The organism is Mesoflavibacter sp. SCSIO 43206 (genome assembly GCF_019904215.1).
In the GTDB taxonomy this organism is placed as follows: Bacteria; Bacteroidota; Bacteroidia; order Flavobacteriales; family Flavobacteriaceae; genus Mesoflavibacter; species Mesoflavibacter zeaxanthinifaciens.
The window spans coordinates 598,977-611,276 of the sequence record NZ_CP063201.1 but is presented as its reverse complement, the minus strand read 5'-3'; the positions used below and the strand labels follow the sequence as shown (position 1 = coordinate 611,276).

14 protein-coding genes are annotated in these 12,300 nt (G+C 32.2%); 12 read left to right on the top strand and 2 right to left on the bottom strand.

Features of this window, described 5'->3' with window-relative positions; genetic code table 11:
• The first annotated feature begins 31 nt into the window (after positions 1-31).
• Positions 32-1,126, top strand: coding sequence for an acyloxyacyl hydrolase (locus INR78_RS03105; protein ID WP_223077420.1), 1,095 nt, complete (start codon positions 32-34; stop codon positions 1,124-1,126).
• A 153-nt stretch (positions 1,127-1,279) separates the two neighbouring features.
• Positions 1,280-2,023: a head GIN domain-containing protein gene (locus INR78_RS03100; protein ID WP_223077419.1), complete on the top strand. Its 744-nt coding sequence runs from the start codon at positions 1,280-1,282 to the stop codon at positions 2,021-2,023.
• Between the two features lie 135 nt (positions 2,024-2,158).
• Here the strand turns inward: INR78_RS03100 and gldA are convergent, their stop codons facing one another.
• Positions 2,159-3,052: a gliding motility-associated ABC transporter ATP-binding subunit GldA gene (gene gldA / locus INR78_RS03095; RefSeq protein WP_223077418.1), complete on the bottom strand. Its 894-nt coding sequence runs from the start codon at positions 3,050-3,052 to the stop codon at positions 2,159-2,161.
• Between the two features lie 281 nt (positions 3,053-3,333).
• On the opposite strand from gldA, the gene INR78_RS03090 reads away from it, so the two are divergent.
• Genes INR78_RS03090 through INR78_RS03075 form a run of 4 tightly spaced genes read left to right on the top strand, consistent with a single transcriptional unit; the run spans position 3,334 to position 7,266 of the window.
• Entirely contained in the window at positions 3,334-4,161 is an 828-nt protein-coding gene (locus INR78_RS03090) for a prephenate dehydratase (RefSeq protein WP_223077417.1), read from the top strand.
• The gene (locus INR78_RS03085; RefSeq protein WP_223078022.1) at positions 4,158-5,300 is read left to right on the top strand and encodes a pyridoxal phosphate-dependent aminotransferase; all 1,143 of its coding nucleotides are present in this window, start codon (positions 4,158-4,160) and stop codon (positions 5,298-5,300) included. The genes INR78_RS03090 and INR78_RS03085 overlap by 4 nt, the downstream gene beginning before the upstream one ends.
• Positions 5,300-6,151 (top strand): prephenate dehydrogenase, encoded by an 852-nt coding sequence (locus INR78_RS03080; RefSeq protein WP_027881079.1) that lies wholly within the window; start codon positions 5,300-5,302, stop codon positions 6,149-6,151. The genes INR78_RS03085 and INR78_RS03080 overlap by 1 nt, the downstream gene beginning before the upstream one ends.
• A gap of 32 nt (positions 6,152-6,183) precedes the next feature.
• Positions 6,184-7,266 carry a bifunctional 3-deoxy-7-phosphoheptulonate synthase/chorismate mutase type II gene (locus tag INR78_RS03075; protein WP_223077416.1) on the top strand — a complete coding sequence of 361 codons (1,083 nt, stop codon included), beginning with the start codon at positions 6,184-6,186 and terminating at the stop codon, positions 7,264-7,266.
• A 60-nt stretch (positions 7,267-7,326) separates the two neighbouring features.
• Here INR78_RS03075 and INR78_RS03070 read toward each other — a convergent pair whose 3' ends face one another.
• Complete coding sequence (locus tag INR78_RS03070; protein WP_223077415.1) at positions 7,327-7,797, bottom strand: hypothetical protein; 471 nt, start codon at positions 7,795-7,797, stop codon at positions 7,327-7,329.
• A gap of 100 nt (positions 7,798-7,897) precedes the next feature.
• Here INR78_RS03070 and rsgA point away from each other — a divergent pair, with 100 nt between their 5' ends.
• From rsgA to queA, 6 genes are all read left to right on the top strand, one after another.
• Positions 7,898-8,848 (top strand): ribosome small subunit-dependent GTPase A, encoded by a 951-nt coding sequence (gene rsgA / locus INR78_RS03065; protein ID WP_223077414.1) that lies wholly within the window; start codon positions 7,898-7,900, stop codon positions 8,846-8,848.
• A gap of 2 nt (positions 8,849-8,850) precedes the next feature.
• Positions 8,851-9,303, top strand: a complete 453-nt coding sequence (gene dtd, locus INR78_RS03060; RefSeq protein ID WP_223077413.1) for a D-aminoacyl-tRNA deacylase — start codon at positions 8,851-8,853, stop codon at positions 9,301-9,303.
• Positions 9,304-9,305: 2 nt separating this feature from the next.
• Positions 9,306-9,497, top strand: a complete 192-nt coding sequence (locus INR78_RS03055; protein ID WP_223077412.1) for a hypothetical protein — start codon at positions 9,306-9,308, stop codon at positions 9,495-9,497.
• Complete coding sequence (locus INR78_RS03050) at positions 9,494-9,820, top strand: nucleotide pyrophosphohydrolase (protein ID WP_027881088.1); 327 nt, start codon at positions 9,494-9,496, stop codon at positions 9,818-9,820. The genes INR78_RS03055 and INR78_RS03050 overlap by 4 nt, the downstream gene beginning before the upstream one ends.
• Positions 9,821-9,831: 11 nt before the next feature.
• Positions 9,832-11,055 carry a 3-phosphoshikimate 1-carboxyvinyltransferase gene (gene aroA / locus INR78_RS03045; protein WP_223077411.1) on the top strand — a complete coding sequence of 408 codons (1,224 nt, stop codon included), beginning with the start codon at positions 9,832-9,834 and terminating at the stop codon, positions 11,053-11,055.
• Between the two features lie 103 nt (positions 11,056-11,158).
• Positions 11,159-12,208: a tRNA preQ1(34) S-adenosylmethionine ribosyltransferase-isomerase QueA gene (gene queA / locus INR78_RS03040; RefSeq protein WP_106680121.1), complete on the top strand. Its 1,050-nt coding sequence runs from the start codon at positions 11,159-11,161 to the stop codon at positions 12,206-12,208.
• The last annotated feature ends 92 nt before the right edge of the window (positions 12,209-12,300 follow it).

Sequence of the window (12,300 nt, the reverse complement as noted above, 5' to 3'; positions counted from 1 at the left end):
AACCATTACTTTTGTTTCATTAATTATTAAGATGAAACTAAAACTAGCCCTAATTTGTTGTTGTATTACAACATTAATTTTTGCTCAGGAAGACAAGCGACCATTCTCTTTAGACGCTAATTATTTTTACGGAAATATAGCCGAACATAATACTGATATTTCGCATTTAATTAAAGGTCATCCAACTGGCGTAATATTAAGTTATAACCAAAAAACCTTTGGTGATCAAGCTTGGCAAAGCAGATATAATTATCCGGATTATGGTGCGTCTTTTATCTACCAAAACCTTCAAAATAAAACTTTAGGTAACAATTTTGGGTTATACGCACATTATAATTTCTACTTTTTAAAAAGACATTTAATGTTTAGAATTGGTCAAGGATTAGCCTACAACACAAATCCTTACGACAAACTAGAAAATTATCGTAATAATGCGTTTGGGACACATTTATTAAGCTCGACATATTTGATGCTTAACTACAAAAAAGAAAACTTGTTTAAAGGTTTAGGGTTACAAACAGGATTATCTTTAATCCATTATTCTAACGCTAATGTAAAAGCGCCAAACAGTTCAATAAACAGTATTACATTTAATTTAGGTGTAAATTATGTATTGGATGCAGATCAATTACCAGAATATATCCCAAATACAGAAGACAAAACCTTTACCGAAAAAATTAAATACAACTTCGCTTTTAGAACAGGTGTAAACGAGAGCGATATCATCAATTCTGGTCAATACGCATTTTACATTGTGTCTGCTTATGCAGATAAAAGATTAAATCGTAAAAGCGCCATCCAATTAGGAACAGATGTGTTTTTTTCAAACTTTCTAAAGAAGCATATCGAGTATAAGTCAGTAGCTTTTCCTTTAGATAATGTTAGCGGAGACGAAGATTACAAACGTATTGGTGCATTTGTTGGGCATGAGTTGTTTATTAGCAAAACGTCCTTAGTGACGCAGTTAGGTTATTACGTGTATTATCCTTTTGATTTTGAAGGTCGTGTCTACAGTCGTGTTGGTTTAAAACGTTACTTTGGAGATAAAATTTTTGGAGCATTAACCCTAAAATCTCATGGAGCAAAAGCAGAAGCTGTAGAATTTGGAGTTGGAATTAGATTATAAAATTTGGGCGTTACCACAAGGGTCGCGCTTTCGGTAGTCGCTTTTTTGTGTTGCGTATGTGCAACAACACAAAAAGAGCTCCGACAAAACCTTAATCGCTAACGCAGGTAAAACCAATGGTTAGCGTTTGACGATAAAGTAAAGAGTAAAAAAATGAAAAAAATACTATACATAATTACCCTATTTTTTGTTTTTGGATGCAATCAAGAAGATGCGCCAGACTGCATTCAAAGTGCAGGAGATATCATTCAACAAACTTTTGAAGTTGGTACATTTTCAAAAATCACGGTATATAAAAATGTTGAGTTATTTATAACTCAAGGCGCAACACCAAGTGTTTTAGTAGAAACTGGTGAAAATTTAATTAACGATGTTGAGGTTTATGTACAAAACGACCGATTGATTTTAAAAGACAACAATTCCTGTAATTTAACTAGAGATTACGGTATCACTAAAGTACATGTTACTGTACCAAACCTAACCGAAATTAGAAATAGTAGCACTTTAGATGTGCATAGCGTTGGTGTTTTAAATTTTGAGGAATTAAAATTACTGTCTGAAGATTATGGTGGAGATTATTATAACGTAGGTAATTTTAATTTAGAAGTTAATTGCACAACATTAAGAGTTGTAATTAACAATCTAACAACAAATATAATTTCTGGTTCTACAGAACATTTAAACATAAGTCATGCATCAGGAGATGGACGTTTTGAAGGACGATATCTTGTGGCGCAAAACGTGACTATTTATCATCGTGGAAGTAACGATATTATTGTAAACCCGCAACAAGAACTTAAAGCAAACCTAGTAAGCACAGGAAATGTTATCGCAGTTAATACTCCGCCAATTATTGATGTTACCGAGCAATTTGATGGTCGGGTTATTTTTGAGTAACATTCCTGCGAAAGCAGGAATCTAAAAGTGTATAGATGTTGTTTTGGATACAATTAAAAATACATAAAGAATTTGTGTAAATTAGTGTAATTAGTGTCAATAAGAATTTACAAAAAGACTTTAAGTTAATTCTGCTTAACTCGTCAATTCCCTAAACAAACTTTCTAAACTCGCATTTTTCTGATTTAACTGAAGAATCTTCAACTCATTATCATGTGCGAAATCAAATACATGAGCACGCATATCTGTTGTGGTATCAAACACAATTTCATAAATAAAATCGTGAACATTTTTCACGCTTTTAGCATGCGGAAGTTTAAGTAAAAACGTATCTTCTACGCGATAATCAAACTCGACAATAACAGTTTGTTCTTGTCCTTCGCGTAATTCACTTAATTTTTTATCGGCAACAATTTCACCTTTATTAATAATAATAACACGATCACACATAGCTTCTACTTCCTGCATAATGTGCGTAGATAAAAAGACGGTTTTGTCTTTGCCTAAGCCTTTAATTAATTGCCTGATGTCTACTAATTGATTTGGATCTAAACCAGTTGTAGGTTCGTCTAAAATTAAAACTTCAGGATTATGCAATAACGCATTAGCTAAACCAATACGTTGTCTGTAACCTTTAGAGAGTTGCCCAATTGTTTTATGTGCTTCTGGTGTTAATCCAGTAAGTTCAATAACCTCTTCAACTCTAGATTTGTCAACGTTATATACGTTTGCATTAAATCGTAAATACTCACGCACGTATTGGTCTAAATATAAAGGATTGTGCTCTGGTAAGTAGCCAACACTTTTTTGTACTTGCTTTTGTTGGTTAGAGACTGCATGCCCATTTACTTCAGCGTTTCCAGAAGTAGGAGAAAGGTAAGTGGTTAAAATTTTCATCATTGTCGATTTTCCTGCGCCATTAGGACCTAAAAATCCAACAATTTCTGGACGATTAACGCTAAAAGATACATTGTTTAATGCCTTTTGATATCCAAATTGTTTAGTGATGTTTTTAACTTTTATTGACATGCTAATATGTTTCTTCAAAAATAAACATTCTATAATTTAAAAGCTTAATTGTATCAAAATCTTTAAAACTTGTTATAAAACTCATAATTTCAGTCTTTAGTATTTTGATTTTTCAATTAATTGTCTACTTTAGCAATAACAAAACAACGATGAACACAATTTTAAATACATATTATAACTGGTTTTATTTCTTTTTTAACAAAAAGAACGAGACGTTATATGTGTAATTTAAACAACATAAATTCAATACAAAGTCTCGATTTAATCGGGACTTTTTTTTTATGACAAAAACAATAGCAATACAAGGTATAAAAGGCTCTTTTCATCATATAGTGTCGTTAAATTATTACGGTAGCACACAACATGTAATAGAGTGTTTAACGTTTGATGAAACTGTTGCGTCCTTATTTAATAATACCGCAGAGACAGCAATTATGGCGTTAGAAAACTCAATTGCTGGTTCTATTTTGCCAAATTATGCGTTAATAGATAATAATAATTTACACATTGTTGGCGAGCATTATTTGGATGTGCAACATCAATTAATGGCGTTACCAAACCAAACAATTGCAGATATAAAAGAAGTACACAGTCATCCTATGGCGCTATTACAATGCAAATCGTTTTTTAAAGACTATCCGCATATCAAACTGGTAGAAGATAAAGATACTGCAGATGTGGCAAGAAAAATTGAGACGCAGCAAATAAAAGGTGTTGCAGCAATAGCAAGTACTTTAGCGGCAGAGATTTTTAACTTAGACATTTTAGCCGAAAGTATTCAAACCATAAAGCACAATCAAACCCGATTTGCTATTGTAAAAACGCAACCAATTAACAATCATAAAAACGAAATTAATAAAGCGTCATTAAAATTTGAATTAGACCATAAAAGAGGAAGTTTGGCAACAATTTTAAATGTGATGAGCGATTGTAAACTAAACCTTACCAAAATACAATCCTTACCAAAAATTGAAACACCTTGGAAATATTCATTCTTTGTCGATGTCACTTTTGAAGCTTATGAAGATTTTGAAAAAGCAGCATCAATTATGACAATAATGGCAACACATTTTAAAATTTTAGGAACCTATAAAAACGCAAAACTATAATGAAAGTTGCAGATCGATTACATAGCGTTCAAGAATACTACTTTTCTCGTAAGTTAAAAGAAGTCAATCAATTAATTAAAGATGGAAAACCAATTATTAATTTAGGAATAGGAAGTCCAGATTTAGAGCCACCAAAACAAGTGGTTGATGTTTTGATAGATAGTTTAGTGCATCCTGTGGCGCACAAATACCAGAGTTACCAAGGATTACCAGAATTAAGAACAGCAATTGCAGATTTTTATAATACCGAATTTAATGTTGCAGTAAATCCAGATACCGAAGTTTTACCGCTTATGGGAAGCAAGGAAGGTATCATGCACATTTCTTTAGCGTTTTTAAATGAAGGCGATGCCGTTTTAATCCCAAACCCTGGTTACCCAACTTACAGCTCGGTAACACAATTGGTACAAGCAACACCAATACATTATAATTTAGATGAAACCAATAATTGGCTACCAAATTTTGAAGCTATTGAGCAGCAAGATTTAAGCAAAGTTAAATTAATGTGGACCAGTTATCCGCATATGCCAACAGGTGCAAAAGCAACAAAAGCCGATTTAGAAACGTTAGTCACATTTGCTAAAAAGCACAATATTTTATTAATAAATGACAATCCGTATAGCTTTATTTTAAACGATAATCCGATTAGTATTTTAGATGTTGAAGGTGCAAAAGATGTCGCTTTAGAGCTAAATTCGTTAAGCAAAACATTTAATATGGCAGGTTGGCGAGTTGGAATGGTTTTAGGACATGCAGCACATATCAATGCCATTTTAAAAGTAAAAAGTAATATGGATTCTGGTATGTTTTACGGGATTCAAAAAGGTGCGATAGAAGCTTTAAAATGTTCATCTGCTTGGTACAAAAGTTTAAATGAAATTTATAAAAATAGACGCGAACTTGTTTGGCAATTAGCCGATAAATTAGATTGCACTTACGATAAAAATGCAACAGGATTATTTGTTTGGGCAAAGTTACCAGAAGGTAAAACCTCTGAAGCATTTATAGACCAAATTTTATACAACAACAGCGTGTTTATTACACCAGGAACCGTTTTTGGTTCGCAAGGCGAAGGATATATTCGTTTTTCTCTTTGCGCTAAAGAAGCACAAATTAAAGACGCAATTAGTAGATTATAATGAAACATATATACATCATAGGAACAGGTTTAATTGGCGGTAGCTTGGCATTAGATTTTAAAAATGCGTTGCCAGACTGTATCATTTATGGTATTGATAAAAACGAAGCGCATTTAATTGAAGCGCAAGAACTAGGTGTTATTGATCAAAAAGCAACTTATGAAGATTTACCAAATGCAGATTTGGTAGTGCTTGCAATTCCAGTAGATGTTGCAGTAAATGAGTTGCCAAAAGTATTGGATAAAGTATCTGATTTTTCGGTAGTGATAGATGTTGGTTCTACAAAACAAGCTATTTGTAAAGCGGTAGATAATCACCCAAAACGTCGTAATTTTTTAGCAACACATCCAATTGCAGGTACCGAGTTTTCTGGTCCAAAAGCAGCTATTCAAAATTTATTTAAAAACAAAACAAATATTATATGTGAAGTTGAAAAAACAGCTTCAAAATTACAAGAACAAGTTTTAAATGTGTTTTCAAAAATAGGTATGCGCATGCGTTACATGAATCCAGAATCGCATGATAAACACATAGCATACGTGTCGCATTTATCACACATTAGTTCGTTTATGTTAGGAAAAACAGTAATAGAAAAAGAAAAAAACGAACGCGATATTTTTGATATGGCAGGATCTGGTTTTGAAAGTACAGTTAGGCTTGCAAAAAGTAGCCCAGAAATGTGGACACCAATTTTTGAGCAGAATAAACAAAATGTCGTAGAGACTTTAGAAGAGTATATTCAAAATCTTTCAATGTTTAAACAAATGATTGTAGAAGACGATTTTCAATCGGTTTACAAAGCAATGAAAGACACCAATTATATAAAACAAATTTTAAACGGAATACATTAATACAACCTGGTAGGTTAAATTCAGAAAAAGAAATGGAAAACAAGAAAGAATTAAGAACATGGTTGGACGATTTACAATTAGATCATCCTTTAGTAATTGCAGGACCATGTAGCGCAGAAACCGAAGAACAAGTTTTAAAAATCGCTCATGATCTAAAAGATACAGACGTAAGCTATTACAGAGCAGGAATCTGGAAACCACGTACGAGACCAGGTAATTTTGAAGGTGTTGGTGCATTAGGTTTAAAATGGTTACAAAAAGTAAAGGAAGAAACAGGATTAAAAACAGCTACCGAAGTTGCCAATCGTGCACACGTAGAATTAGCGCTAGAGCATGACATTGATTTATTGTGGATAGGAGCAAGATCTACAGTTAGTCCATTTATCGTACAAGAAATTGCAGATGCTTTAAAAGGAACAGATAAAGTAGTATTAGTTAAAAACCCTGTAAATCCAGACTTACCGTTATGGTTAGGCGCAATAGAGCGTTTAGCGACTGCAGATATTAAAAAGTTAGGCGTAATACATAGAGGATTTTCAACGTATGAAAAAACAAAATACAGAAACAATCCAGAATGGCAATTAGCTATCGAGCTGCAAACTAAGTTTCCGGATTTACCGTTAATTAACGATCCGTCACATATTACTGGTAAACGTGATATGATTTTTGACGTATCACAAACCGCATTAGATTTAAACTTTGATGGATTAATGATCGAAACTCATTTTGATCCAGATAATGCGTGGAGTGATGCTGCACAACAAGTTACACCAAGTAGTTTAGTGCAAATTATGAAAGACTTACGCATTAGAAAAGAAACCGATCCTGAAGCAGAGTTTAATAGAGACTTAGCCAATTTAAGAGCTAAAATTGATGTTGTAGATAACCAAATTATAGAGCTTTTAGGAAAGCGTATGCAAGTAGCAGATAGTATTGGACAGCTTAAAAAAGAAAAAAACGTAGCCGTTTTACAAAGCAAACGTTGGAATGAAATTTTAGGAAAAATGGTATTAGAAGGCGAGCAAAAAGGATTAAGCGAAGAGTTTATTTTAAAGCTATTTAAAGCTATTCATCAAGAATCTATAAATCATCAAGAGAAGATTATTAAGTCTTAAAAATTAAGAAAGCCTTTTTCAGTAATTGAAAAAGGCTTTTTTTATGATGTTGTTTTTAGATTATTTTACACGTTTAAATGTATATCTAGTAATAAAAATACCTTTTCCGTCACCTTTTCCACCTTCACTTTCTACACCAGTATTTACAAATGCTAATTCCCAACCTTCGCTAATCATAGCATTAATTTTAGAAGACATTACAGCATCGTTAGCAGCAATATTTTGAAATCTAATTCCTCCTAAATTATAAAAGTTTAAAAGTTTAGTTTCTTCGTAATTTTTAACTCTTATTTCGTCTCTTTTAGATTTATTTTTTTCGTCTTTATCTTTGTCGTCACTTCTTAAAGTGGTAAATTCTTGATAGTCTTTGTCTTCTGTAGCCATTATCATTCTAGAACGACCAATACCGTTAGGAACAATAGATTCTACAGCAGTAACAACCTTGTATTCAACTTGAGCAGGTTTGTTAATAAAAGAGATTGATGTGAAAGCGATTGCAATGATTGCGATTAAGAATAAAGATTTTTTCATAATAATGTTAAATTGATTAATAGTTTGATGCTAATATACATCAATTATTTACAATTAAATTTTATTGCATTAAAGGCGATTATTCATCATATTTGTACAAATGACAGGACGCGTTTATAAATCTACAGGAAGCTGGTACACAGTAAAGACCGAATTAGGTCAGACTTACGAGTGTAGAATAAAAGGTAAATTCCGTTTAAAAGGAATAAAAAGTACCAATCCAATTGCTGTTGGAGATTTTGTAGATTTTGAACTAGATGATAAAAATAACGAAGAAACCGGTGTTATTAATAAAATCCATGAACGCGAGAATTATATTGTAAGAAAATCGGTTAATCTGTCTAAGCAAACACACATAATTGCTTCTAATATTGATCAGGTATTTTTGTTAGTAACGATTGATAATCCACCAACATTTACCAGTTTTATAGACCGTTTTTTGGTTACTGCAGAAGCTTATGATATTAAGGCTGTACTTTTGTTTAATAAGGTAGATACTTATGATCAAGATACACTAAATGAGGTAAGGTATTTGGCACATGTGTATAGGCAAATAGGATACGAGTGTGTTGGCATTTCAGCAAAAACAGGAAAAAATATAGATAAGGTCAAAAGTATGATGTCTGGTAAAGTAAGTATGTTTACAGGTCATTCTGGTGTAGGAAAATCTACTTTGGTAAATGCTATAGAGCCTTCTTTAGATCTAAAAACTAAAGAAATATCCATGCAGCATATGCAAGGACAACATACTACTACTTTTGCTGAAATGTTTGATTTAAGTTTTGATGCAAAAATAATAGATACTCCAGGGATTAAAGGTTTTGGAGTTGTTGATATGGAAAGAGAAGAAGTAGGCGATTATTTTCCTGAGTTTTTCGCTTTAAAACAAGATTGTAAATTCAATAATTGTTTGCATTTGGAAGAGCCAAAATGTGCTGTGAAAAATGCTTTAGAACATGATGAAATTGCGGCATCACGATATAGAAGTTATGTGCAAATTTTAGAAGGAGAAGAAGAACATTACCGAACTGATAATTGGGATAAAGAATAAGTATGAAAGTTGTATTGCAACGTGTTAGTCAAGCAAATGTCACTATAGATAACCAAACAGTAGCTAAAATAGAACAAGGTCTATTAGTTTTAGTAGGAATTGTAGAAGAAGACACGCAAGAAGACATTAATTGGTTAGTTAACAAAATAATGAATTGCCGTATTTTTTCTGATGAAAACGGTGTAATGAACAAGTCTGTAAAAGATATTGATGGCGATGTTATTGTGGTAAGTCAATTTACGTTACATGCCAGTACTAAAAAAGGCAATAGACCAAGTTATATAAAAGCAGCAAAACCAGATGTTGCAATTCCGCTTTACGAAAGTTTTATAAAAATTTGCGAAGCAGACTTACAAAAGCCTATTCAAACAGGACAATTTGGTGCCGATATGAAAGTTGCTTTAGTAAATGATGGACCAGTTACAATTATCATAGATTCGAAAAACAAAGAATAAAAATGAAGCAAAAAATTAGAACTTTTATCGTAGCATTTATTTTTAATGCTATAATGTTTTCTTTAATACATTACTTTTTAGATAATAGCTATTCCTTAAGTCAGTTAATCAAAATGGGCTTGTTTTTTGGATTATCAATGGGCTTATTTTATACATTTTTAATGCCTTTAATAACTAAAAAAAGTAAGATATGAATATCAAAAACGCACAGCAAGAAGTAGATAATTGGATTAAAAACCATGGAGTAAGATATTTTAACGAGCTTACTAATATGGCGCAACTTACAGAAGAAGTAGGTGAAGTAGCACGTATTATTGCAAGACGTTACGGAGAACAAAGTGAAAAAGAAAGCGATAAAAATAAAGATTTAGGTGAAGAGTTGGCAGATGTTATGTTTGTAGTTTTATGTTTAGCTAATCAAACAGGAGTAGACTTGCAAGACGCTTTTGATAAAAAGCTGGACTTAAAAACAAAACGCGATCACGACAGGCACCATAACAATCAAAAATTAAAGTAAATCATAGATAGATGAATTTACAACTCCATAAATCTACCATATCAAGCAAAAAAAAAATAGCTATAACAGGCTCAAAAAGCGAATCAAATAGATTGTTGTTATTACAAGCGTTATATCCAAGTGTTAACATTGAAAACCTGTCAAATTCAGACGATAGTCAATTAATGCAAAAGGCATTAAAATCATCAGATAGAATTATAGATATACATCATGCTGGTACAGCAATGCGTTTTTTAACAGCATTCTATTCTACTCAAAAAAATAGAGAAGTAGAATTAACTGGATCTAAACGTATGAAAGAGCGACCAATAGCCATATTAGTTGATGCTTTAAGACAAATTGGTGCAGATATTTCATATAAAGAAAACGAAGGTTTTCCACCATTGATCATAAAAGGAAAACAACTAACAGGCAATAAAGTTATTTTAAAAGCCAATGTTAGTAGTCAATATATTTCTGCATTATTGTTAATTGCTCCTAAATTAGAAAACGGACTAAAGTTAACTTTAGAAGGAACAATAACATCTATTCCATATATTAAAATGACGCTTAATTTATTATCACAAATAGGCGTAGAATCTTCTTTTAAAGATAATGTAATTACAGTAAAGCGATTACTAAATATAAAAGAAAATAAAAATTTGGTAGTAGAGTCCGATTGGTCTTCTGCATCCTATTTTTATAGTATTATAGCACTTTCAGATATAGGTGCTAATGTTACTATTTCATCTTATAAAAAGGAAAGTTTGCAAGGCGATTCTGTTTTAGCACAGATTTATAAAACATTTGGAGTTTCGACTGAGTTTAATAATAACTCCGTAACAATTTCAAAAACTTCCGAAGCAAAATCAATCAAAGAGTTAAACTTGCAAGAAGCACCAGATATAGCTCAAACTATTGCAGTAACAGCATTTGGCTTAGGCTTGTCTTGTCATTTAACTGGTTTGCACACTTTAAAAATAAAGGAAACAGATAGATTAGTTGCTTTAAAAACCGAAATAGAAAAACTTGGAGGTAATGTGTCTATAACTAATGATAGCTTAACTCTAGAAGCGTCAAATTCAATTTTAAAAAGTATCGAAATAGATACCTATAATGACCACAGAATGGCTATGGCATTTGCACCATTAGCGTTAAAAACAGATATTATAATTAAAGATTACAAAGTCGTTTCTAAGTCATATCCAACATTTTGGGAAGATTTAAAAACTTTAGGTTTTAATTTAGCTCTGTAAACCCTTGTTATAGTTGAACAAAAAATAATAATTGCTCATTTACTTGACAACGCCTAGTTTCAGATTGTATATTTGCAACTTGTAAATAAAATAAAGCAACTAGATGAAATTATCACATTTTAACTTTGACTTACCAGAAGAACTTTTAGCAGAATATCCAGCAGAAAATAGAGACGAGTCTCGTTTAATGGTATTGCACAGAGATACTCAAAAAATCGAACACAGAATGTTTAAAGACTTAATCGATTATTTTGATGAAAAAGACGTGATGATTCTTAATAATACCAAAGTCTTTCCTGCACGTTTATTTGGTAACAAAGAAAAAACAGGAGCACGTATAGAAGTATTTTTATTAAGAGAATTAAACGAAGAACAACGTCTTTGGGATGTATTAGTAGATCCAGCGCGTAAGATTCGTATAGGTAACAAATTGTATTTTGGAGATGACGAGTCTTTAGTTGCAGAGGTAATAGATAACACAACATCTCGTGGTCGTACACTACGTTTTCTTTACGATGGATCTTACCAAGAGTTTCGTAGAAAATTAAATGAGTTAGGAGAAACGCCATTACCAAAATATATTAAAAGAGAAGTAGAGCCAGAAGACGAAGAGCGTTACCAAACCATTTTTGCAAAAGAAGAAGGCGCAGTAGCAGCACCAACAGCAGGATTACACTTCTCAAAACATTTGTTAAAACGTTTAGAAATTAAAGGTGTAGACTTTGCAGAAGTAACATTACACGTAGGTTTAGGTACATTTAACCCAGTAGAGGTAGAAGATCTTTCTAAACATAAAATGGATAGCGAAGAGCTAAAAATAGGACCAGAAGCAGTAAAAATAATCAATAACGCAAAAGCCGAAAAACGTCGTGTATGCGCAGTTGGTACTACAGCAATGCGTGCTATAGAAAGCTCGGTATCTTCAAGCGGTACGTTAAACGAGATAGAAGGTTGGACAAATAAATTTATTTTCCCACCATATGATTTTAGTATTGCTAATTCAATGATTACAAACTTCCATACACCAAAATCAACATTATTAATGATGATTTCTGCATTTGCAGGACACGATTTTGTTAAGCATGCTTACGAAGAAGCTGTTAAAGAAAAATACAAGTTTTACAGTTATGGTGACGCCATGTTAATTCTGTAAAATAAAAACAAATAAAAATTAACCTCTTTTTATGTCAATAAGAAGAGGTTTTTTTATGGCATTACCTTAAAGGGTCGCGTTTTCGGCAGTCG

What these genes read in the sequence shown, in the direction of transcription:
- INR78_RS03105 (WP_223077420.1), top strand. Translation starts at nt 32, where the DNA reads ATGAAACTAAAACTAGCCCTAATTTGTTGTTGTATTACAACATTAATT.
- INR78_RS03100 (WP_223077419.1), top strand. Translation starts at nt 1,280, where the DNA reads ATGAAAAAAATACTATACATAATTACCCTATTTTTTGTTTTTGGATGC.
- gldA (WP_223077418.1), bottom strand. Translation starts at nt 3,052, where the DNA reads ATGTCAATAAAAGTTAAAAACATCACTAAACAATTTGGATATCAAAAG.
- INR78_RS03090 (WP_223077417.1), top strand. Translation starts at nt 3,334, where the DNA reads ATGACAAAAACAATAGCAATACAAGGTATAAAAGGCTCTTTTCATCAT.
- INR78_RS03080 (WP_027881079.1), top strand. Translation starts at nt 5,300, where the DNA reads ATGAAACATATATACATCATAGGAACAGGTTTAATTGGCGGTAGCTTG.
- INR78_RS03075 (WP_223077416.1), top strand. Translation starts at nt 6,184, where the DNA reads ATGGAAAACAAGAAAGAATTAAGAACATGGTTGGACGATTTACAATTA.
- INR78_RS03070 (WP_223077415.1), bottom strand. Translation starts at nt 7,797, where the DNA reads ATGAAAAAATCTTTATTCTTAATCGCAATCATTGCAATCGCTTTCACA.
- rsgA (WP_223077414.1), top strand. Translation starts at nt 7,898, where the DNA reads ATGACAGGACGCGTTTATAAATCTACAGGAAGCTGGTACACAGTAAAG.
- dtd (WP_223077413.1), top strand. Translation starts at nt 8,851, where the DNA reads ATGAAAGTTGTATTGCAACGTGTTAGTCAAGCAAATGTCACTATAGAT.
- INR78_RS03055 (WP_223077412.1), top strand. Translation starts at nt 9,306, where the DNA reads ATGAAGCAAAAAATTAGAACTTTTATCGTAGCATTTATTTTTAATGCT.
- INR78_RS03050 (WP_027881088.1), top strand. Translation starts at nt 9,494, where the DNA reads ATGAATATCAAAAACGCACAGCAAGAAGTAGATAATTGGATTAAAAAC.
- aroA (WP_223077411.1), top strand. Translation starts at nt 9,832, where the DNA reads ATGAATTTACAACTCCATAAATCTACCATATCAAGCAAAAAAAAAATA.
- queA (WP_106680121.1), top strand. Translation starts at nt 11,159, where the DNA reads ATGAAATTATCACATTTTAACTTTGACTTACCAGAAGAACTTTTAGCA.